Below are 22,953 nucleotides of genomic sequence, written 5' to 3'. Positions count from 1 at the left end.
ATAGTAGAGAAGTTATGTAAACTGTTAAGCATTTCAACCGCATATTTGTTATATTCTTAAGTTAGGGTTTGCGCTTCTTCAGTCTTTTTGTTGAGTTAGGGAGTCGTAGGGATGTTGCGTGGAACTTCCGTACAGAGTTAAGAGAGATAAGAGTTACAAAGGATTTGGTCGGAATGTGGGGTAAGAGCGATTATTTTATAATAAATAGTCAGCCAAAAATCCTCAATTTTTGCAGCGTCAGTAGCCTAAAAGTTCCCGCTTTTTTGATACCTAAAAACTCTAAAACTTTGATATCTCAATTCTTCTATAATTTAATCAATAAACCATAGTTAATAATGCAACCCTTATTGCTAATTAATTATGGATTCTGGATTCCTAAAAAGCATTTTAAATGCGTCTTAGTATTATATTTTAAATTAAATTTTGCTTCCTTCCTTAGTTGATGACTAATAGCTAGATGCTTAAATTTTCGGACATTTAAAGATAAGATAATTATTGTCAGATTTTGAGTGATGACTAAAGCTGACTAATTCATATTCTTCATCACCGAAATGATTAACTAATTCGTATAATTTTCTATCTTTCCATTGTCGCCATTCTTGACTATTTGACACATATAAATTAATCAGCTTATCGCCAAAAGGATAAGAACTTACTTCTACTAAGATACATTCCCACTTTTGGATTTGTTATTTCAAAAATATGGCTCTACTTATACCAGAAATTTTTCAGAGGTGCGAGGGCAAAAGTAATATGATAGCAATTAGTAATTTAGTTAAGTAGTTATGCAGAATTAATTACACATACTTTCAAGCTGAAAAACATATATGCTCTATAATTTGGAAGTAAAATTAGATAATTAATTTTGCCTAAGCAATTGTTATTATACCAATTTTAAAAAAGAATGTTAAAAATAGTTTTCTACTTTAAAATGTCAAATAATTACCTAAAATTACTGTGCCATAAAAGTTTTGGGTCTATAAAATCTTACTTTTGAACGCATGAATTTTGAATTTTATCTGCTGAAAAACATATATGCTCTATAATTTGGAAGTAAAATTAGATAATTAATTTTGCCTAAGCAATTGTTATTATACCAATTTTAAAAAATAATGTTAGAAATAGTTTTCTACTTTAAAATGTCAAATAATTACCTAAAATTACTGTGCCATAAAAGTTTTGGGTCTATAAAATCTTACTTTTGAACGCATGAATTTTATTTTTAGCGAACATCAATTCTGGCTAAAGTTGCGCCTTGATAATAGTACAATAAAATTTGGTGGTAATTATATCCATTTCGAGCTAAATTATAAGCTCCCCATTGACTCATTCCTACCGCGTGACCAAAACCTTTTCCCATAAATTGAAAACTGGTGGGAACTTTTTGACCTTCATTTTTCTTGATCCGAATTGTAAATCTGGTACTTTTTAATCCTAGAGCTGCTGTCAAGTCTGAACCTTCCAGAGTTTTCAACCCTCCATCCCCTAAAACCTTAATAGTAGTAACACTACCGTGGGGAGTAGTTGTCAGAGGTGTCATGGACAGAATATTTCCTATTCCTGAGATTCGTTGCTTTAATTCTCCTTGAGAAAATGATTTAGTCCATTGATAAACTGGAGCATCTTGGTCAAAGTCAGGAACAGCGCGGAGGTAAGGTAATGGGTTTGACCAAACATCTTCTACATTTTCTGTGTGTCCTCCAGAAGATGAATGGAACAAAGCTAAAATAATTTGACCATTGTAGGTAAGCACTTGACCTTGAGTCGCGTCCACCGCAGCGTAAGTTCCTGGAGATTCTTTTTCAATTCCTTGATATACTTGCCAATATTGGTCATTACCTAGATCATAAAAGTTGTTAAGATTTTCTTGACGCTTATTTAGGGCGTATGAACGGGCTGCAACAGCCTGGGCTTTTAGTGCTTCTTGTGGCCAATTACCATTCATTTCAGCTCCAATAACACTATATAGATATTCTTCAATATTTACATAGTTAATAGCAGTTATACCTCCTTTATGAGGGATAAGTTGAGTACGACCTCTATACCAGCGATCGCCTATCCATACATAACCTTCTCCTTTGGGTTCGATCCATATTTGACCGGAACTCCAGTTGGCTAAAGAGACTTTTCCGGATTTAAGTTCGGCTGCAAAGCCTTGAGCTGGTCGTAATTCTCCAATTTCTCTACCTAGATTATCTCTAATTATGGCGTTTGTAGAACTTCCTATTTTAACTTGTTTTGCTCCTTCTCGAATTGAAATTCTTAAGCTCAGGGAGGCTTGGGCAGGAGCAATCATTAATATCCATGTTAGAATAGATATCCACCAATAACGTTTTAATGGTTTAATAGTAGGAGTAATAAAAGAAATAAAAAGTAATCCAGAACTCATATTTTTGATTTTATATTTTTGATTTTATATTTGTGGTAGGTTAATTTAGGATGAAGCCAAAACAAATATAACAGTTTAACATACTACTTGACTTCAAAAGCTCAGGGTTCTCATTCAAAGGATGATTATTGCTTCAGCTAAAAGATTTCTTGACCAGACTTACAGATTTATATTTTTCCCTACTTGATTGTTTCATCTAAAAATGTGCAGAGCGATTTTCTTCCTTGTCTTTCTTGTCTTCCTTGTCTAGACAGAATCAAAAAGTCATGCACCATTTAAGTTGAAATAGTCCACTACAGATATTTTTCTTGGTTGCACTTTGAGCAGAAATTTGCTAATTGTATACTAAGATAGCTGGACTATGAGTGTTTAGAAGAGCAGTCGGATTAGCAATGTACTGTGGAACAAACATTTAGACCAGAAAAAACTTCGACTTGGGAATTATAGAGTTTACGAATCCCAGGTTAATCTCTCAAGTTCAAAGTCGGTAGAATTTCAATGAGGAAATTTTAGGTTTTGCAGATAACTTTTCTAGGAACCAGTTCTGGTGTTCCAACTCCCTCTCGTAATGTTTCAAGTATTGCTCTACGTTTACCTCAAAGGGCTGAGTTATGGTTGTTTGATTGTGGTGAAGGAACCCAACATCAGTTTCTCCGTAGTGAACTTAAGGTTAGTCAACTCAGTCGTATTTTTATTACCCATATGCACGGCGACCATGTTTTTGGTTTGACCGGGTTATTAGCTAGTTGTGGTTTAGGGGGAAATGTTAAAAGTGTCGATATATACGGTCCACCTCAATTAGATGATTATCTTAAAGCTGGTCTGCGATATTCTCAAACTCATTTAGCTTATCCGATTAAGGTTTATGAGAGTAGACCTGGTATTATTTATGAGGATGATGAATATATTGTTAGTTGTGGTTATTTGAAACATCGGGTAACAGCTTTTGGTTATCGGGTGACAGAAAAGGATCGACCAGGACATTTTAATGTAGAAAAGGCTAAGGCTTTGGGGATTCCTCCAGGTCCAGTTTATGGCAAGCTAAAAAGGGGAGAATGGGTGACAATATCTGATGGACGGAAAATTAATGGGGCTGATTTATGTGGCGCACCCCAACCAGGCCGAAAGTTTGTTTATTGTACTGATACTGTTTTTTGTGATGGAGCTGTAGAATTGGCTCAAGGTGCAGATTTACTGGTACATGAAGCAACTTTTTCTCATCAGGATGCAGATATGGCTTTTCAAAGATTGCATTCTACTTCGACTATGGCCGCACAGGTAGCTTTAGCTGCGGGTGTTAAACATTTGATGATGACTCATTTTAGTCCTAGATATGCTCCGGGAAATCCAATTTTATTAGATGATTTGCTACAGGAGGCACGGGCGATTTTTCCTAATACTGACATGGCTTATGATTTTCTAAGTTATGAAATTCCTAAATGTGTAAGTCCTGACATAATAGAAAAAAAGACTTTATATAATGGTAATACATAAGGGGATTTTTTCAAGTCTTTTTGGCAGAGAATAGGAGCGATCGCCTAGACCTGTCACTACCTTTCCGAAAAACAGACCATCTAAATTTCTGAAGTTAAGTTCTGGTTATAGAAATTTTTTTCTAGGTAGATTAGCAATTGCTTCCTAATGTGCTATAATAATACCAGCAAATTGGTCGTGAATAAATTGAGTCATGTATGCAGGGTTGTCTAGAAGTTGTTTCCCTTTGGTCGGGGAAATTTTAGACTCTTAATAGCTACATAGGAAACTCACCAGATAACATCTGGTGAGTTTTATTTTGGGAAACTGTACAAAGTCAAAAGTTATATAAAATCCGGTTGAATAATTATTATATAGTTGGGGGTGATGGGGTGATGGGGTGATGGGGTGATGGGAAGATTGAAGTTTAGATAGAATTATGAACATATACTATATAACCGGGTTCTATATTACAGTATTTTGAAAAAAGAATGCTACAAATAAGGTGAATGTTGATCGGAAATACTTAAAAATAGCTACTCCAATTAATTTTAGATAGTTGTCTCTATAGTTTATACGTTTTTGTTAAAAGTTTTTGCCTTCTTCCTTCTTCCTTCTTCCTTCTTTCTTCTTCCTTCTTTCTTCTTCCTTCTTCCTTCTTCCTTCTTCCTTCTTCCTTCTTCCTTCTTCCTTCTTCCTTCTTTCTTCTTTCTTCTTCCTTCTTCCTTCTTCCTTCTTCCTTGTTTCCTTATTTAACCAAAATTAAGACTAATGCCTTACAGTAAATTCACTATAGAAGAGTTACAAAAAACTTTTAATTTAACTATAGCTGAAACAGTGGGAAAGTTTAATAACTTGTCAGAAATTACACCGAGTCAATTTTTACAAGATGCATTGCAATATTACTTACCGTTTGCTGTTGCTATTGGTACAGAAAAAGCTCGTTCAGAATTAATTATTGCGCCAATTTTGTTTGCGATAAAAAAACACTTAAATAACCAAATCAGTATTTTTTCAGGTGTAGAGTTTAATGTGGATATTGAACAGGGTTTAAATGGCTTTTGTGATTTTATTATTAGTCGTTCGAGCTTGCAAATTTTAATTCAAGCACCAGTCGTTGTTTTGGTAGAGGCAAAAAACGATAATATTAAGTTAGGATTAGCTCAATGTATGGCAGAAATGATCGCTACTAAAATTTTTAATCAAAGAGAAAATAATGAAATTCCTAAAATTTATGGAGTTGTTACTACAGGAACTATTTGGCAATTTATAGAGTTAGATTTTCCAACTATTACAGTTGATTTAGAGGAATATTCGATTAATAATTTACCAAAAATTTTAGGAATTTTAACGAGTTTTGTAAGTTAATTAGGGTTGAAGGAGGAAGGAGGAAGGAGGAAGGAATAAACTTAAATAGGGTTGGCTAAAAAAGTATTTTTTAAAGAGTAGGGGAGTAGGGGAACAGGAAAGTATTTTTTTTCCTCAACTATTTATGTATGCGCCTAAAATGGTAACTTTTCGATTTTTCGGGAACCGTGCATTAAGCAGCTCAAAATCAGGTACTTTTTCTCTACCTAAAAAGCTAAAATTTTTATCTATCAAAGCCTTTAAATTTAATCAGCAAGCTCTAATACCATTTCTCTGTAACAATGCGCTTAATAATTCTTACCCAGACCTTAATTTTTCAACAACTTTTACCTTTTATTAAGGGCAACTTCATGGATAAATGGTATAAATAGGGTTAGCTGAAAAAGTTTTTTTGGGGAGTAGGGGAGTAATTTTTTTTAAAAGATTTATGGGTATTATCAATGTATCTAGGTTGGCTAAAAAAGTCTTTTTGTTAGCGTTGGGAAGTAGGGAGTAGGTAGTAGTTAAGAGTTAGGATTTAGGGGAGTTGTAGAAGATGTGGTCATTCATAATCCCCCCTGAATTTTTCTGTCATAATTACCCCTAAATCTTCACTTTTTCCGCTCCATTAACTGAAAAGCTGGTACTTTTATGGTTCGCGATAAATCAGCACCTAAAATTGTTCAAACCATGATTAATGTTAATGCTTTAAGATTTCATTAGCAAGCCTTAATTAGGGTTTGCGTATGGAAAGTCTTTTTCCCTGCTTTGGCAAAAAGACTTTTTTCCTATTTCCTATTCCCTATTCCCTGGAATCCTTACCTATTAATTTAATCATCTAACTTTGGCTTGATAATTTTCTACAGATAATATTTGCCAATTAGCATTACCAGTTAATTCTAATACTTGGTGATGATATTTTAGCAAACTTAAACGATGTCCGACACTAATAAATGTTGTTTTAGTTGTTTGTAATTTTTGATAAAGTTCTGCCTCATTTTGTAAGTCTAAGGCGCTAGTTGCTTCATCTAAAATTGCATAAGATGGTTGAGTTAATAATAGTCTGGCAAAAGCTAAACGTTGTTGTTCTCCTAAGGATAAAACATTTTCCCATTCTAACTCTATATCAAAACCACCTAATCGGTCTGGTAAATCTCCTAAGTTAACAATTTTCAATATTTTGTGTAATGTATACTCATCAAAATATTGATTAATTTTAGGGTATAATAATTGTTGTTTTAAACTTCCTAAAATCATATAAGGACGCTGAGGTAAAAATAACATTTCTTCCAAATTAGGACGTTTTAAACAACCTGTACCGGATTTCCATAGACCTGCTATTGCTCTTAATAAAGAACTCTTACCAACGCCACTTTTACCAACAATTAATAATCCTTTACTAGGTTGTAATACTACTGATAAATTTTTCACTAGAGTCTTTTGATTTTTATTTATAGCTTCGTAATTTAAAGGAGTATTGAGAGTAATATTTTCTAGCACCAGTCGAGAATTTTCTGTAATATCAATTTCCCTATTTATTATTTCTGGTAATTTTTTTTGCCTATCTTCTAATGTATCTTTAAATTTAGATAAACGATTAATACCAGCAGCAAAAGCAGTTAAATTATCAATCTGACTAACTACTAAAGAAAAAGCTCCTAAAACTTGACTAAATGCAAAACCTGCTTGAGTAATATCTCCATATTTAATCTCACCTGCAAAGTAAATAGGAGCCATTATCAAAGAAGGCAAAATTATGACTGCGTATCGATAACTGGTGGTAAAGTAATCTACATTTCTCTGCCAACCAATTAGCAAATTAAAATTCTGAAAAACCTGAGTAAATCTTTGCTTTATTTGCCATAATTCTTGTTCTTCTCCCTGATAAAAAGCAATTGATTCAGCATTGTCACGAATATGCACTAACCCATAACGAAAATCTGCTTCTCGTCTAAGTTGGTTGAAATTTAAACTAATTAATTTTTTGCCAAAAATTACTGCTATTAATGTTCCTGTTACAGCATAAAAAATTAGAAATATTGATAGTGGTACTGATATTGACCACAAAATTCCGGTGAAGGAAATTACGTCAATTAATGAGCCAAGAATTGTGAGCAAAAAAGACAAACTTTGGTTAGTGAAATATTTAATATCTTCTGCTATTCTTTGGTCTGGATTATCAATTTTTCTCTCAGAATTAATTTGATAATAAGACCTATTATTTAAGTAGTTTTCAATAAATTTGTTAGTCATCCACTTCCGCCAATATAGTCCTAATTTTTGGCGTGTATAGGTGTAAACTACAACTATTGGAGTACCAACAACAAATACTCCGGCATAAACAAATAGAAATCGCCAAAAAGTTGGTTGGTCTTTTTCTGCTAGAGCGGTAGTAAAGAAGTTACCAACATAGCTAATAATTACGTTTAAACCACTAACTGATAGGGATAAAAATAACAGTAAAGTTAATAGTGCCCAAGGTTGCCAACGAGGTATAATTCGTCTTCTATAGTACCAAAAAGCACTACTAGGAATGACGATCGTTAAGATAATTACAAATATCCAATGTGAATTAATTATATGTTTAATTGTGTCTACTAAACCAGGGGCAATGCTATTGAATGATTCACCAAATATTGTTTGGCTAACTATGCAAACTAAGCTAACAATTATAAAAACAGTAGCAAATAAAAATATTAAAAGTAGAAATAATAGTCCTAAGAAAATTTTACTGCTGCTTCGTTCTACGGGATAAAAATATGGTTGAGCTATATGTAAAAAATCATGCAAAAGTTTATGATCTAGTTTATTCATTTTTTCTTGAATAAATAACATTTTAATTTTTTTGTTTTAGGAAGTGGAGATTAGTAATTCGGCAAACAATAAAATAGAAAAATAGATTATTTTATCTGGAATTAAATTAATGTAAGCAGTCAGCTATCAGCTATTGCTTTTAGTGAGTAATAAAAGCTTTCTTAAATTGAGAAACGAAAAATATGCAAAAGTCAGTTCTAAAGTCTATATTCATTTAAACCCCCTCCTTAAGCAAAGAGTATTATTGCTGATAGCTGAATGTTTATAAATTAATTAGCAATAATTCATCAAAATTTCCCTTAATAACTAATTTCAGCAATTAATAATGAACAATTAATAATTAATAATTACTCTTTTCTTTAAAGAAGGGGATTGACTCAAAGGAAAACTTTTGATTTATCCCCTTAACAAGGGTAAGCTTTAAGCCTGAATTGTTGAATGAATAATTATTGACTATTAACTATTAATTATTCGGTAAAATTATCAGGATTAACTATTTATAGAAAATAAAAATTTTACCAGGGATAATTTTTAATTTTTATGGCTTTTAATTATAAGCACCTACACATAATTATTTGCAAAAGCCATATTTAGACAGTAAATATTTCAGCTTCTCAAACGTGTAATTTATTTTGTTGTAAGCATTTCCTGCGGAATGCTGCGCAAACAGATATTAGCTATCAGCTATCAGCAAAAGCAGGGATTTTCAATAAAATATTGCTTTAAAGTCAGCTTTTATAGTTAAGATTTAATTCTGGATCAATTAGTCAAGCTTTTATCTAAAACTCAAAGCAGTCTTCTATTAGCTGAAGGCTGAATGTTTAGATTTTGTTTACTTGCTTATAGTCTTCAAATTTATAATCTAAATTGTAATAATTTTTGGATTTGCCAATAAAATAAAAAATTGATTATTTAAACTTTCATTGATAACTTGAAAAAAAGTATATAGTTGTTCTAAAGTTGTAGAGATACACCTAATTTTTAATTGTAGGAAATATAGGAAAATAGAAAAAATAGTCTGCTTCATCAATCTAGATAATTAATTACAGCGGATTCCAGTTTGGTGAGGTATATCCACGGGAGCTTTCCGGCTCAAACGGTAATATTTAATTATTAATACCTGTACTTCTTGTGGTTGGAATCTGCTGTAATTTTGCTTATACACTTACGAGCCAAATTAGTGATTATTAAAATTTCCTAGACTATCTAAAAAAATTCGCGTAAAAAAACTGAATTAACCGCAATTTCATTGCCAAAAGTTAGATGCTGTTAATTGTTACTTTTCTTGAGCAGGGAGTATTCACCCCGGCAATAAAAAATGTCGAAGTTTTAGTTACTTTCAATAGTATTTATTAACTAACAAATAAAATTGAAGAAGCAATTTATTTTCCTACTATCCTGATAATAAAAGCAACAATTATGTTGAAAGTTATAATCAATTATTGTGAAATTTTGACACTCAAATATAGACCACAAGTGTTTGCGATCGCAATCGGTTAAATATTACTTATTTCCTTAGTTCCATCAGCAGTTACATAGCACAGAAATGAGGTGCATTTCATATTTGCAAAAATACTTTTTTCTCCATACCTATTTCCTGTTCTTGATTTGCTAAAAGTGATAATTTTTTAGCTTTCTTCAAAATTGAAATGCACCCCAAAAACGCATAGACATCAATAACAAATTTAGAGCTACTACTCGTCTCGTCAAAAAAAGGGATTTAATTAAATAGGGAGTCTCATCTATCAGTTCTGGTTCTGATTATAACATCCTCTGTAATATTAACAATCAAATTATAGAAGTATTAAAATAGGCCATCTTTAATGAAGTCGTTTCAATTATCAGTACCTTGCAGTTGTTGCCATAAGTTGGAAATACTGACGTGAAATTTTGTAAGCATTCAGCTTTTGAGGCAAATCTATAAATTTCCGGCCATATACTATATGGGTTTACAAGTTAAGATATATGGTTGAAAAGTAGAAGCTAAAACAGCGCTTGCTTCATTCATTGTTATATTGGTACAGTATTCCGTAGGAAATGAAATTGGCAATAAAACCTAACCTTAGTCGTTACTTCCCGGATTCAAAAGCTGATAACTGAATACTAATAGCTGAATGCTTACCAAGATTCTGGGAAAAAGGGGCAGCAATAGCTGAATTAACTATTAAATTAAAGATTCAATTTGACTTAAACCTTTTATTATATGCTATGGTGGAAGAGAATATATTTTCATAATAGGAGAAATTTAAGGCACTATCTTGATTGTTCATTTCTTCTAAGAGTGAGAATTTTTCCAAAAACTAAAGCAAAATTTAAGACAATAACTTTGCTGATTTATTTATATAATATTTAAACTAAAGTAGTAACAACAATTAAGCAAAGATTATTGGTGTCAAATTATAGGAGTTTAATAATCTCTTGGAGATTATTAAACCCAAAAATCAATCTACATCTACTGTTTAAATATTCAGAAATAGCTAAGTAAATATAAATAATGAATTAATTTTTTTTTAATTCATCAAATACAATTGGGGTGCAGCTAAGAATAATTAAACTAGCAATCAAAAAAAGTTAAATAATTATGTTCTCAAAAACTTTGTACTGGCCTCAAATGTTTGAAAAGATTAGTTATTCTTTATTAATTGATAAAACAAGAAGGCTGGAAAAATGTCTAAAGAAATTTCGATTACCAGAGGGCAAATAGTAATTGTTGATGAACAAGACTATGAAGAATTATCAAAATATAAATGGTATTTGATAGACGGGTTTGCTGCTAGAACTATCAAAAAAGATAATAAAAGAACTACCATTTATATGCACAGAGTAATTATTGATGCTCCTATGGGTGTATCAGTTTATCATCTTAATCATAATAAACTAGATAATCGGCGAGAAAACTTACGTTTAGTTAAAGGAAGTGCGCGAATGCACAGGAGACCTAGTGTTAAACATTCATCTAAATACCGAGGAGTGTATTGGTGTAAAGATAAATGTAAGTGGATAGCAGAAATTAAAGTTTATAAAAAACAAATACGTTTAGGTCGTTTTGAGGTAGAAAAAGATGCAGCTATGGCTTATGATGAGGCAGCAAGAAAGTATTATGGTTCGTTAGCTAGAACAAATTTTGCTACAAATGAAATAATGGAAGAATCTTCTCTGGAAATTATATAGATTTTAGTTGAAAACTTGCTCCTATTGATGATAGAAAGTAATCTCCTACTATCCCTGAGATTACTTCCTTCTAATCTGTTCGAGTGTAAGCATTCAGTTATTTATTTTAATTTGAGAAAAAAGCTTTATTAGTTGAGGTGAGTTTAATCTTGCTATCAAAGCTAACTTTAAAATTTATATTCATTTAAAGCAATTTTCAAGTTGAAATAGGGTTGGCTAAAATATGATGGCTAATAGTTGAATGCTTATCTTCAAGTTCCAATGACTTGAATATAGCAATCCTATTTTTTTCATGTCATAAATTTTCTGGCTTTTAGGGAAAAAATAATACTGAAAAGATAGGATTTTTGGAGTTTATTTCTGTTTTTTTAATTGTGACAACCTATAGCAATCCTATTTGATTTGTGTAAAAAGTTTCATTACTTTTTAGGTAAGCATTCAGCTGTCAGCTATTAGCTAGCTTCCTGGGTCAGAATGCAATTCAGCTATTCCTTTTAGTCGGCAATAAAAGCTTTATTGATTGAGAAACGAAAAATCTACCTATAAAAGTTAAATCCAAACTCTATATTCATTTAAACCCCCTCCTTCAGACTATTCCTGATCAGGAACTCCTGAAAACCTTCTGGAGAGGGGGAGACATGGAGAGGGGGAGACATGGAGAGAGGGAGGCAGGGATAAAAAATCATATTAGCTCAGTAAAAATATTTAAGCGATCGCCAAAAAATGTGTTTCTTCATACATTTTTCTGCAAAAAAAGCCGAACTAAGACTTACTCATAACTTGCCAGTAATGCCCAAGTTTTATGTTAAGAAAGATGTTTATAAAGCATAGTCCTTAAGCACACAGTCTTCTTGCTAATAGCTGAATGCTTACTTTCTTGGAGAACAAGAAATAGTTGGGAGTTTCAATTTTTTTATTTCCTTTTTGATTTATCAAAACCTATTTAGCAATCCTATATTTAGGATTGATATATAATAGTAATTATTCCAATTTTAATATTAAAAATTAATAGTGATTATTGATTGTTAAAAATATGCAATATCGACGTTTTGGAAGAACAAAATTATCAATACCAGTCTTTTCTTGTGGTGGAATGAGATATCAATATAAATGGCAAGATGTTGCTAAAAATGAAATTCCACTAGATAATCAAGAAAACTTAGAAAATACAATTCGTCGCTCTCTAGAATGTGGTATTAATCATATAGAAACTGCTCGTGGTTATGGCACATCTGAAATACAACTGGGAGAAATTTTACCTAAGTTTCCACGGGAAAAGTTGATTGTTCAAACTAAAGTTTGTCCTAGTGCTGACTCCCAAGAATTTGAAACTACATTTCAGCAATCTCTCCAATTTTTACAATTAGAATATGTTGATTTATTGGGAATACATGGAATTAATACATTGGAACTTCTCAACTATTCTACTAGACCAGGAGGTTGTTTAGATGTAGCTAGAAAATTACAAAGTCAGGGGAAAATTAGATTTATTGGTTTCTCTACTCATGGTCCGACTGATGTGATAGTTAAAACTATAGAAACAAATCAATTTGATTATGTTAATTTGCACTGGTATTACATTAATCAAAATAATTGGTTGGCAATAGAAACTGCTAAAAAGTTTGATATGGGAGTATTTATTATTAGTCCTTCTGATAAGGGTGGTAAATTATATCAACCACCACAAAAATTAATAGATTTATGTTATCCAGTTAGTCCGATGGTGTTTAATAATCTCTTTTGTTTAAGTCATTCTCAAGTTCATACATTGAGTGTGGGAGCATCAAAACCAACAGATTTTGATGAACATTTAAAAACATTAGAATTTTTAGATAAAGCAGATGAAATATTAAATCCTATATTGATAAAATTAGAACAAGAGGCGATCGCTAAATTAGGAGAAAATTGGCATAAGACTTGGCATATTGGTTTACCAACTCCAGAATATACTCCGGGAAATATTAATATTCCGGTAATTTTATGGTTAAGAAATTTGGCGCTCTCTTACGATATGATTGAATACGGAAAAATGCGTTATAACTTATTAGGAAATGCTAGTCATTGGTTTCCTGGCGCAAGTGCTGAACAAGTAGAAAAATATGATTTGAGTGAGTGTCTTGTTAATAGTCCTCACGCTGATAAAATTCCAGATATTCTCCGAGATACTCATCAATTATTAGGAGGAGTACCAGTCGAACGTTTGTCTAAAAGTTGATGTTTTAGGATGACTATATTAATTTGTAATCATAAAATAATTAGTTATGGCTTGCTGATTAAATATAAAAGTATTCATAGATAAAGGTTTCAGTCTTTTTAGGATCGGAAAAAGTGCAATTTTTTAGGCGGTAATGGTTCAAAAACCTAGTATTTTATCTTAACTAGGAAAGAAAAATTAAGAGACAATTATTTCAACTAATTCCTCTATAAATCCCATTCATCCTGACTCTGTACAGACGTTGCATGGAAGGTCCCTACGACTTCCTACTCCCTACCTTAAACATCAGACTTTTGAGCGGAAACCCTAGTTAATCAATTAATATAATTATGCGTCAAGAATATAATAAATTAGTCCGCGATCACATGCCAGAAATTATCCGTAAAAGTGGTATAGAATGCGAAACTGTAACTCTATCAGAAAGAGAATATCAGCAAGCATTACGACAGAAAATAATTGAAGAAGCTCAAGAAGTAGCTACAGCCAATAATGCTGATTTAGTAATAGAAATAGCTGATTTATTAGAAGTAGTAGATGCTTTACTCAAAAGTTATGGAATTTCTCGTAATCAAGTCAGATTAGAAAAAGATAAAAAGCGAGCAAGTAAAGGAGATTTTGATAATAAAACTATGTTGTTATGGGTAGATTCTTGAGTAGGGGAGTAGTCATTTCAGTTATCAGTTATCAGCACCTCCGTCTCTTTGCGGAGCATTCCGCAGGAAAGCCAGAGGCTTGAAATACTGAAAAAAATATGGGTGGTGGTTTATTCTCATTATTTTAGTTAGAAATAATGGCAGTAAAAGCATCTTTCTCCTGTATCAAGTATTCGTTTTTTCTATATACAATTACTATACAGAACTACCGAAATATGAATAAAATTAGTAAAAATATGATTCTGTTTGTGTTAATTACTTAATAACTGCTAAATATTTACACAAAATTAATTTTAGGAATTGTTATTAAAACTATCAGGGAAAAGATAAATATTTAGGGCTTGCGTATGGAAATATGAAAAGATTAAGATATAAAAGTTTCAGCTTCTTTATGTCTGAAAAAAGTACCTGTTTTTCATCTTTTTATAGTAAAAAAGTTCGTATTTTGGGCAAGATAAGCAAAGAAAATCAAGGGAAAATTATTCTGACTACCTCCTGTATAATTCCTATTTATTTTGTTTGCAAAGCATTCCGTAGGAAATTCTGGATTTACCGATTCTGACTCCTATCCTTAAACAAAATACTTTTTCAACAAACCCTATTTAATTTTTAGTTATGAACAGAATTAGAATTGCTAAAGATAAAGCAGATTTAGTTAAAACTTTAACTGAATCAGAAGGAAAAACAGGTCCTTTCAAAACCTATGCAGATGTAATTGTATTTGCTGCCTCTTTAGCTATTAAGAAAAAAAAGCGCATCCCACTAACAGAAATTTCTTCAAGAGAACCAGGTCCGATTAATATTGAAATATTCTGGTCTAGGGGATACGAAAGTATTATTAAATTAATCGCGATCGCCGACACAAAAGATACAAAAATGCTTTCCCAAAACAATGAAGAAATAGAAGAAAATCGAATTAAAATATTTGAAGAATATGCCAACGGAGGTTTGGAAATATTACGAGATGAACTGCGAGGTGCAGCAGATTATTCAGAGCGGCTTTTATTAGTTTTAATTTCTGAAAGATATCAAAAATCTCAGTCAGAAACAGAATTTGATTTAACTAAGTTTTTGGGATAAGTTATTTCAGTTATCAGTTATCAGTTATCAGTTATCAGTTATCAGTATCTGGTGATATCAGAAGAGAATTTATGTCAATCTACTATATATAGAGTTAAAAAACTATTGTACAACAGTTTTCAACACTATATCTATAGTCATTCCCTAAGTTTCAAGAAAGAGGGAAATTAACAGAAATATTGACTCTGTACATCATTTGCCCAAAATATGCTGTAACTTCTGCCTTCTGCCTTTTGCCTTTTGCCTTTTGCCTTCTGCCTTCTTTCTTCAAACTTCTGACTTCTGACTTAAACTATAGGTGCGCCCATACAGGTATTATGACGATATTGAGAATTAAAAAGATAACGCAAACTCAAAAATCATGCGAATTTTATTTGTGTCTGCTGAAGTGAGTCCTTTAGCAAAAGTTGGTGGTATGGCAGATGTAGTCGGTACCTTACCCAAAGCACTACGAGCAATGGGTCACGATGTCCGTATCTTTATGCCTTATTATGGTTTCTTAGGAGACAAAATGGAAGTTCCAGAAGAACCAGTATGGGAAGGAACTGCTATGTATCAAAACTTCAAGATTTTTGAGACAGTACTCCCAAAAAGTGATGTGCCATTATACCTATTTGGTCATCCTAGTTTTTGGCCACGTCGTATCTATTATGGAGATGATGAAGACTGGAGGTTCACTCTATTTGCTAATGGGGCAGCAGAGTTTTGCTGGAATGGTCTTTGGAAACCAGAAATAATTCATTGTAACGACTGGCATACTGGTATGATTCCAGTTTGGATGCACGAAACTCCAGATATTAAGACTGTATTTACTATTCACAACCTAGCTTATCAAGGACCTTGGCGCTGGTACTTGGAAAGAATTACTTGGTGTCCTTGGTATATGGAAGGACATAATACAATGGCAGCCGCAGTTCAGTTTGCTGATCGGGTAACTACTGTTTCTCCTACCTATGCTAATCAGATCAAAACTCCTACTTATGGTGAACGTCTAGATGGTTTAATGTCTTTTATCGGCGGTAAACTACAGGGTATCCTCAATGGTATTGATATGAGTTATTATAATCCAGCTACTGACAGATATATAGCTCAAACTTATAATGTCGATACTCTGGAAAAACGGGTTGAAAATAAAGTTGCTCTGCAAGAAGAGGTAGGTTTTGCAGTTAACAAAAACACCTTTTTAGTGGGTATGGTTTCCCGACTGGTGGAGCAAAAAGGACTTGATTTGATGCTGCAAGTCTTGGATCGATTTATGGCTTATACTGATAGTCAGTTTATTTTGTTGGGTACTGGCGATCGCTTCTATGAAACCCAAATGTGGCAGATAGCAACTCGTTACCCAGGCCGGATGAGTGTCCAACTTTTACACAATGATGCCCTTTCCCGACGGATATATGCAGGTACTGATGCTTTTTTAATGCCTAGTCGGTTTGAACCTTGTGGTATTAGTCAGTTATTGGCAATGCGTTATGGTAGTGTACCTATTGTACGTCGTACAGGTGGGTTAGTGGATACAGTTTCTTTTTATGATCCTATTAATAATGCTGGTACTGGCTATTGTTTTGATAGGTATGAACCACTAGATTTACTTACTGCAATGGTTCGAGCGTGTGAAGCTTTCCGATTCAAAGATAAATGGTATGAGTTGCAGCAACGTGGTATGAGAGAAGAGTTTAGTTGGGATAAATCAGCTAAAGAGTACATCAAAATGTACAAGTCAATACTCGGATTACCTGAGGAAGAAACTGTTGTAGAGAAAGAGCCTGAGTTAGTACAACAATAGTAAATAATTTAGAAAAGGAATTAAGGTAATATGCTCTAATTCCTTTTTCTTTTTAGAAAGAAACACTTTATGCATAGTAATGGTAAATAGGGTTTGCGCTTCTTCAGTCTTTTAGCTATGGTAGGAAACACTTAACTGGGAACAGGGAACAGTTTAGACATTTTGCTACCGCCAAGTTTTCTGATAATCAGAGTCAAAACTTTACCATTTTGAGACAACAATAGTCAAAAATTAGGTACTTTTACGGTTCCCGATCAATCAGGACTTAAAAAGCTTAAAACCTTTATATGTATATGTCAAATTTTTTAGATTTAATCAGTAAGCCCTAAATAGGTTGTAAGATTTTATTGCAGGGGTTTGGTTTCCAAATCTCTTGACACTTTGGTTTGGAGACCAAACCCCTATAGTTTTTTCTCACAAATGGTTTCATATTGCTATATCAGTAATACCATTTTGTGAAAAATTTCTTCCTTCTTCCTTCTTCCTTCTTCAATAATCAGTAAATAAATCTAATGGTAAATAACCATAAGTGCCATTAACTCCTGTCGATGCATCAGATTGACAAGAAACTAATACACCCCGATATTTTCCAGTATAGGATTCTATCAGATATGACTCTTTGATACCATTAAATTTCAGATAAACAGCTCCTTCAATTGAATTAAAATTAGACTCATTCATCAGAGTAGTATTATATTCTAAAGCTTCTAAATAACTTGCTAAAGTATATAAAGCTTCAGTAGTTGAATTAGCACAAATTCCTAACATTTGATAATCAGAAGAATTAGTTAATAACAAGATTGCAGCACGAGTAATAGCCTTTTCTTCTTGTGATTCTACTAATTTCATATCTTGACAAGTAAATTCATAGAGAATTTTTTCAGCTTGAGTAACAGTAAGATTATTACTATTTTGGGTAAACATCAGCACCTTTAATCAATGAATAATTAATAATGGATAATGAATAATTGATGATGAAAACTAAGCAATCGGCGCTTATTTTGTCAGAATTAAAAAAGTAGAAAGAAACTTTGACACTATTGTACCATTTTTCCATGAAATTGCACTTAATAAAAGGTAACAGTTGTTAAAAAAATCAGGTCTGGGTAAGAATATTAAGCGTATTTTTATAGAGAAATGATATTACCTACTAAGCATTACCTCGAAACTTAATTCCTAAAAAGTAGCATAATTCTTGGCACAAATTAAAATATAATTTCTATATTATAATATTACCTAAAACTTGGGGTATGTGCCTCCCCACAGCATTTTAATCCCGATGCTTTCCTACGGAATGCACTCACATTCAACCAGAGGTACTGATAACTAATAACTGATAACTGAAATTACCCCACAGAAACTAGAGAAAGTTTCTGTGGGGCAATAGGTATCGTATGAAACATTCGGGTAAATTTTTACGCAACCATAAAATCCGTCATTCTAGACCATCGCACAAAACAGCTAAACTGTCAATTTTTGTCGCCCAATTAAATTATCTAGGAATGAATTTTGGTAGCCCCAATCTACAGAATAAGATTCTTTTTCTGAATCTGAAATTTCATCGACAGACACCAATATTGAGTCAATAGAACGCACTACCATTTCTCCATTTATCAAAGCTTGTCGCCATTGTCTTCCTGTCTTCCAAGCTGAATATTTTACCCCACTCCAACGAGGATTAACTGGGTATCCTGCAAATCCAGAACGCAGTGCAGGAATATAAGCACTTTTAAGTTGAGTACGGACTAAGATTCCTTCTGTCAGTTTAACAACCTTGAGATTGTGATTCTGTTGTTTAAACATGGGACTCACCTCCTACTGTAAATTTGCTTAACTATTCTTAACTTATCATAATTGATGTTAAATGAATCTATTGTATAGATTCCAGCTAATGTTAGCTCAATTCAGGAAAATAATTTAACTTTTTAGTTGTTAGTTGTCAAATCATTGTTTTCAGTAGAAACTTTACCTGAGACAGAAATATGAAATTGAATATAGGCAAAGATATAATTAAGAAAAAATAATAGATTAAAAAAGGAATAATTATAACTCCTATCTCCTCTACAAAATCCCATTTCTCCCTGCTTCCTAAAAATAAAAAAATACTTACTTTTTCAGCTTAACCAAGAGCTTCTTTTAAATTTTGTAATTTTGATGTACCTGCAAAACTTTTCACTTCAACAACCAGTTTTTACCCGTTTCGTTCCGCAGGAATAGGACGTTTTACATCTAAATTAGCATAGAGTTTGGTTTTTCCATATTCAATGATATAAATAAGGATCGTCAGTAATTATCCATCCATCTTTAATTAGTGCATTTTTAACATAATTGTGAATAATATCTAGTTTTGGCATATACTGGGATAGTTGATGATTTTATTCTTTTTTTGAGTAATTTTTAAGAGAAATATTGCTAACAAGATTCATAAATTTTCCAATTTTATCAATTTGTTTAATCTGGAAAAAAACGACTGATAGAACAACAAAAATTAGGTAGCAATGGAGTTGTTATTTCTTCTCCATCTAAGAGAGTAGCCACTAAAATTAATTTGGCATTTTGTCGCCGATAAACTTCTACTTGTTTAGTGAAACGATTAACTATCCAATACTCTCTTACTCCCTCCACCGAATATAATTTTAATTTTGATTCCTTGTCTCGACGTTCATTATTTTTCCCAGGAGATAATACCTCTATTACTAATTCAGGTGCATCTGTCAAATGACCTGCTTCATCTTCAATTTGAGATAGTCTTTCTTTGCTTACCCAAACCACATCTGGGGAAACATTATCTGACTCAGAAAAAATAATATCAGGAGCAAGAATAGCTTCACCTAAATTATTAGATTCTGACCAAATATCAAGTTGCCGAAAAATTTTTCCACAAATTTGTTGATGTCGGCGGTGGGGTGCTTTAGTCACGAATAATTCTGCATCAATAATTTCATATTTATTTGATTTATTTTGGGGAAATACTTCTAAGTCGTAAATATTCCAACGGATTTTTTCTACTGTTTGATTCATAATAATTAAGGAAGAAAAATGTTATCTATAAATCCTAAATAGATTGTAACATTTTCTCGTAAAAATTTGGTCTCCAAATCCTATTTTGGCTTGGGTTTAGAGACCAAACCACTACACCTGAATGTTTACAGTTTTTTTCAAATCAGAACTTATTTACTAAAGTGCATAAGCAAAATTAATTATCTAATTTTATTCCCTGTGATTTTTATAATATAGGTTTTCAGTACCTAGAGTATTTGTAATTAATTTTGCACAACTACTTATCAACTCTCAGAGAGTAGAAAAAAGCTTGATTGATCGAAAAATTAAGAGATAAAATCTCTCCATGTATGAGGTAATTATTAATTTTTAAATTCACAATGCAAAGTTATAAGAATAGTTATTGCTAGCTAAGTTTTTCAGTTATACAAAAGTTAGAAAACTTTTATTCAAAACTATAGCCAGTAATATTTTCAGTCTTGAAAGCAAATAATTATTTAGGATAACTTTGTACTCTCTGGTTATTAATTATTAATTATTAATTATTCATTATTTAACTCCTTCTTATTTCCTCAAATTAATCCTACTTTTTTAAGAGCTTTTTCCGCTGCTCGTTTTTCAGCTTCTTGTTTACGATGCCCTTTACCAACACCATATAATTTCCCCTTAACTCTAACTTCAGCAGTGAATATTTTAGCATGATCTAGACCCTCTCCATTATTAGATTCATATTGAGGATTTTCTCCAAATTTTGCTAATGCCCACTGTTGAAATTTACCCTTAGTATCTACCAAATCATTAGGTGATAAATTATCCTCAGAATCAGGGAAAATTATATCATCAGCAACAGGTTGAAAAAGTCTCTTCACAAAAGGTCGAAGTTTTGTTAAAGTCGAGTCGAGAAAATAAGCTCCAATTATTGCTTCAAAAGTATCGCTAAGTAAAGCAGGATTTTGTCTACCACCATCTTTTTCCGCACCTTTACCCAAGCGCATTTTTTCACCAATCCCTAATTGAACTGCAAATTTTGCTAATTGTTTTTCATCTACTAAAAGTGAACGAAGGCGAGTAAGTTCCTTAGGTTTTAAATCGTGTTCTTCTTTATATCTTTTATAGAGTAATTCTCCTACTAAAAAACCTAGTACAGCATCGCCAAGAAATTCCAGACTTTCGTTGTCTTCTTCCCCAGAATTTTCGTTTAAATAGGAACGATGGGTTAGAGCTTGTTGGAAAAGTTCTGGATTTTTAAATTCAGGTAATTTATCTATCATTTGCCAATCTTAAATTTATTGATATTTATCTATATTAATCCTTCTTGTTTCAATTTATCTAGTGCATTTTCAGCAGCACGTTTTTCAGCATCTTTTTTATTGCTTCCTTCACCTTCACCATATTTTATATCAGCCACAAATACTTCAGATAAAAAAATAGGTTCATGGTCTGAACCACCAGATTGTTGAGTTTGATATTTGGGTGTAGGTTTTCCCTTTTTCTGCACCCACTCTTGCAAATAATTTTTAGGATTAGAATTTTCTATTTTAAAATTATAGTTTTCTATTTTAATTTCCCAATCTTCTACTTTTAAATCAATAGGATTTTCTAGAGAATTAATAAACATTGGTTCCAGAAAATTACGAACTGCTTCAACACCAGAATCAATATAATAAGCTCCAATAACTGATGTAAAAACTTGACTAAGTAATAAATTCTTTTCATATCCTTGTTTTACTTCTTCAACTTTGCCAAGTAATACATATTTTTCGATTTTTAAATCTCTGGCAAATCTAGCTAAATGCCGATCTTTTACCAAAGTCAAATATAAACTTTCTATTTCAGATTTACTTTTGTTTTGATAATGATGGTAAAGATACTCTACACTCAAAAAAGATAGTAATTTCTGACCAAGAAATTCTAGACGATCAGAATATTCATTCACTTTTTTTGCTCTGTTCAAATTTTCTTGGAGATATGTAGGGTGAGTCAAAGCATCTTGTAAAAGAGAAGCATCTCGAAATGGTATTTTTTCTAGTATTGTTTCTAATCTATCTCTAATACTTTTGTCTTTTTCTGGAGAAATATTTTGCCGAACTTCATAGCAAAATTGTTCCTGATAGATAAGTCTAGAAACTACTTGTTTTTCTTTTACTAATTCTGCTACTTCTGGTGCATCAATAGCTTTAATAAATTTAGTAATTAAATATAGTGCTTCATAAGTATCATCAGTCGAAAATAAAGATTGATGGGCACAGTTATTACGAATTTCTATTAGTTCTTCTACTATAGCAATTTTGCTTTTACTTAACTTATTTTTGAAGACTTCATCCCACTGTTTTATGATTAACTTAAGTTGCAAAGAAACATCTTCAGGGAAAATTTTGGGAAAGTTACATTTTCTTGCTGCTGATTGGTCTTGTAAACTAGATTTAGCTTTTTGAAGCCAATTATCAGGATAAACTTCCTTCATTTCTCGTTCAATATAAGGATATAAACCTTGAGCTAAAAGGTTCAAAGATTTGTTAATTATTTCTTGATTATTATTAATAGTCATATTAGGTTTACTCTTGCACTTTTTCTCAAATTATATCAACTAAGTTTTTACTTGTCTCTAATAACCCTGACTTAATATTGCTGAATAAATTGAAATTATCAAGATAAAAATCTTCTAAAATTTTTGGGAAACCCAGTTTATTTAACCCTGTCAAATTAACAGAAAAACTGGGTTTATATTTCTAAACTTTAGCTAAGAAAATTTTCCTTTTTTATAACCAGCAGAATATAGACTATTACCACGATTATTATTCTAATTAAAATAACTAAGTGGCAGATTTTATGAAATCATAATCTCTTTTAAGTTGATTTACAAATTTCGCCAACTTAAATGGTAAATACTAATGATGTTACTTGCTTAATTTGGGTTTGTACCTCAAATAATTCTGGTAATTTTTGATCTACAAAATAATATTCGTTAGCAAGACTGAGCAATTTTTGACTAGCTTTCTTTGAATTAGCAAAAATGAAGACTTGT

At 32.0% G+C, this 22,953-nt stretch carries 16 protein-coding genes; 7 read left to right on the top strand and 9 right to left on the bottom strand.

Annotated elements, in window-relative coordinates:
• Positions 1–461 precede the first annotated feature (461 nt).
• Together VKJ25_RS17620 and VKJ25_RS17615 are read right to left on the bottom strand one after the other, a co-directional pair.
• Positions 462–614 (bottom strand): hypothetical protein, encoded by a 153-nt coding sequence (locus tag VKJ25_RS17620; RefSeq protein ID WP_324237944.1) that lies wholly within the window; start codon positions 612–614, stop codon positions 462–464.
• 608 nt (positions 615–1,222) lie between these two features.
• Positions 1,223–2,389, bottom strand: a complete 1,167-nt coding sequence (locus VKJ25_RS17615; protein WP_324237943.1) for a SpoIID/LytB domain-containing protein — start codon at positions 2,387–2,389, stop codon at positions 1,223–1,225.
• 516 nt (positions 2,390–2,905) lie between these two features.
• Here VKJ25_RS17615 and VKJ25_RS17610 point away from each other — a divergent pair.
• Positions 2,906–3,883: a ribonuclease Z gene (locus tag VKJ25_RS17610; protein WP_324237942.1), complete on the top strand. Its 978-nt coding sequence runs from the start codon at positions 2,906–2,908 to the stop codon at positions 3,881–3,883.
• Positions 3,884–4,633: 750 nt separating this feature from the next.
• Positions 4,634–5,230 (top strand): hypothetical protein, encoded by a 597-nt coding sequence (locus VKJ25_RS17605; protein WP_324237941.1) that lies wholly within the window; start codon positions 4,634–4,636, stop codon positions 5,228–5,230.
• Between the two features lie 813 nt (positions 5,231–6,043).
• Here the strand turns inward: VKJ25_RS17605 and VKJ25_RS17600 are convergent.
• Entirely contained in the window at positions 6,044–8,023 is a 1,980-nt protein-coding gene (locus VKJ25_RS17600) for an ABC transporter ATP-binding protein/permease (protein WP_324237940.1), read from the bottom strand.
• Between the two features lie 2,667 nt (positions 8,024–10,690).
• Between VKJ25_RS17600 and VKJ25_RS17595 the strand changes: the two genes are divergently transcribed.
• From VKJ25_RS17595 to glgA, 5 genes are all read left to right on the top strand, one after another.
• Positions 10,691–11,194 (top strand): AP2 domain-containing protein, encoded by a 504-nt coding sequence (locus VKJ25_RS17595; RefSeq protein ID WP_324237939.1) that lies wholly within the window; start codon positions 10,691–10,693, stop codon positions 11,192–11,194.
• Between the two features lie 1,033 nt (positions 11,195–12,227).
• Complete coding sequence (locus VKJ25_RS17590; RefSeq protein WP_324237938.1) at positions 12,228–13,409, top strand: aldo/keto reductase; 1,182 nt, start codon at positions 12,228–12,230, stop codon at positions 13,407–13,409.
• A 329-nt stretch (positions 13,410–13,738) separates the two neighbouring features.
• Entirely contained in the window at positions 13,739–14,062 is a 324-nt protein-coding gene (locus tag VKJ25_RS17585; RefSeq protein WP_324237937.1) for a nucleoside triphosphate pyrophosphohydrolase, read from the top strand.
• Between the two features lie 615 nt (positions 14,063–14,677).
• Positions 14,678–15,142, top strand: coding sequence for a DNA phosphorothioation-associated protein 4 (locus VKJ25_RS17580; RefSeq protein WP_324237936.1), 465 nt, complete (start codon positions 14,678–14,680; stop codon positions 15,140–15,142).
• Positions 15,143–15,503: 361 nt separating this feature from the next.
• Entirely contained in the window at positions 15,504–16,928 is a 1,425-nt protein-coding gene (gene glgA / locus VKJ25_RS17575) for a glycogen synthase GlgA (RefSeq protein WP_324237935.1), read from the top strand.
• A 489-nt stretch (positions 16,929–17,417) separates the two neighbouring features.
• Here glgA and VKJ25_RS17570 read toward each other — a convergent pair whose 3' ends face one another.
• The 6 genes from VKJ25_RS17570 to rnc (VKJ25_RS17545) form a co-directional block, all read right to left on the bottom strand.
• Entirely contained in the window at positions 17,418–17,852 is a 435-nt protein-coding gene (locus VKJ25_RS17570) for a DUF1824 family protein (RefSeq protein WP_324237934.1), read from the bottom strand.
• A gap of 537 nt (positions 17,853–18,389) precedes the next feature.
• Positions 18,390–18,731, bottom strand: a complete 342-nt coding sequence (locus tag VKJ25_RS17565) for a hypothetical protein (protein WP_324237933.1) — start codon at positions 18,729–18,731, stop codon at positions 18,390–18,392.
• A 458-nt stretch (positions 18,732–19,189) separates the two neighbouring features.
• Positions 19,190–19,282: an element excision factor XisH family protein gene (locus tag VKJ25_RS17560; protein WP_324237932.1), complete on the bottom strand. Its 93-nt coding sequence runs from the start codon at positions 19,280–19,282 to the stop codon at positions 19,190–19,192.
• A gap of 97 nt (positions 19,283–19,379) precedes the next feature.
• The gene (locus VKJ25_RS17555; protein WP_324237931.1) at positions 19,380–19,949 is read right to left on the bottom strand and encodes a Uma2 family endonuclease; all 570 of its coding nucleotides are present in this window, start codon (positions 19,947–19,949) and stop codon (positions 19,380–19,382) included.
• Between the two features lie 551 nt (positions 19,950–20,500).
• Positions 20,501–21,199, bottom strand: a complete 699-nt coding sequence (rnc, locus tag VKJ25_RS17550; protein ID WP_324237930.1) for a ribonuclease III — start codon at positions 21,197–21,199, stop codon at positions 20,501–20,503.
• 29 nt (positions 21,200–21,228) lie between these two features.
• Positions 21,229–22,476 (bottom strand): ribonuclease III, encoded by a 1,248-nt coding sequence (rnc, locus tag VKJ25_RS17545; RefSeq protein WP_324237929.1) that lies wholly within the window; start codon positions 22,474–22,476, stop codon positions 21,229–21,231.
• Between the last annotated feature and the right edge of the window lie 477 nt (positions 22,477–22,953).

It is taken from the genome of Okeania sp., assembly GCF_035285525.1.
Lineage (GTDB): Bacteria > Cyanobacteriota > Cyanobacteriia > Cyanobacteriales > Microcoleaceae > Trichodesmium.
This window is presented reverse-complemented; position numbering and strand designations above follow the sequence as displayed.

What these genes read in the sequence shown, in the direction of transcription:
- VKJ25_RS17585 (WP_324237937.1), top strand. Translation starts at nt 13,739, where the DNA reads ATGCGTCAAGAATATAATAAATTAGTCCGCGATCACATGCCAGAAATT.
- rnc (WP_324237930.1), bottom strand. Translation starts at nt 21,199, where the DNA reads ATGATAGATAAATTACCTGAATTTAAAAATCCAGAACTTTTCCAACAA.
- rnc (WP_324237929.1), bottom strand. Translation starts at nt 22,476, where the DNA reads ATGACTATTAATAATAATCAAGAAATAATTAACAAATCTTTGAACCTT.
- VKJ25_RS17590 (WP_324237938.1), top strand. Translation starts at nt 12,228, where the DNA reads ATGCAATATCGACGTTTTGGAAGAACAAAATTATCAATACCAGTCTTT.
- VKJ25_RS17565 (WP_324237933.1), bottom strand. Translation starts at nt 18,731, where the DNA reads ATGTTTAAACAACAGAATCACAATCTCAAGGTTGTTAAACTGACAGAA.
- glgA (WP_324237935.1), top strand. Translation starts at nt 15,504, where the DNA reads ATGCGAATTTTATTTGTGTCTGCTGAAGTGAGTCCTTTAGCAAAAGTT.
- VKJ25_RS17570 (WP_324237934.1), bottom strand. Translation starts at nt 17,852, where the DNA reads ATGTTTACCCAAAATAGTAATAATCTTACTGTTACTCAAGCTGAAAAA.
- VKJ25_RS17605 (WP_324237941.1), top strand. Translation starts at nt 4,634, where the DNA reads ATGCCTTACAGTAAATTCACTATAGAAGAGTTACAAAAAACTTTTAAT.
- VKJ25_RS17595 (WP_324237939.1), top strand. Translation starts at nt 10,691, where the DNA reads ATGTCTAAAGAAATTTCGATTACCAGAGGGCAAATAGTAATTGTTGAT.
- VKJ25_RS17560 (WP_324237932.1), bottom strand. Translation starts at nt 19,282, where the DNA reads ATGCCAAAACTAGATATTATTCACAATTATGTTAAAAATGCACTAATT.
- VKJ25_RS17555 (WP_324237931.1), bottom strand. Translation starts at nt 19,949, where the DNA reads ATGAATCAAACAGTAGAAAAAATCCGTTGGAATATTTACGACTTAGAA.
- VKJ25_RS17600 (WP_324237940.1), bottom strand. Translation starts at nt 8,023, where the DNA reads ATGAATAAACTAGATCATAAACTTTTGCATGATTTTTTACATATAGCT.
- VKJ25_RS17580 (WP_324237936.1), top strand. Translation starts at nt 14,678, where the DNA reads ATGAACAGAATTAGAATTGCTAAAGATAAAGCAGATTTAGTTAAAACT.
- VKJ25_RS17615 (WP_324237943.1), bottom strand. Translation starts at nt 2,389, where the DNA reads ATGAGTTCTGGATTACTTTTTATTTCTTTTATTACTCCTACTATTAAA.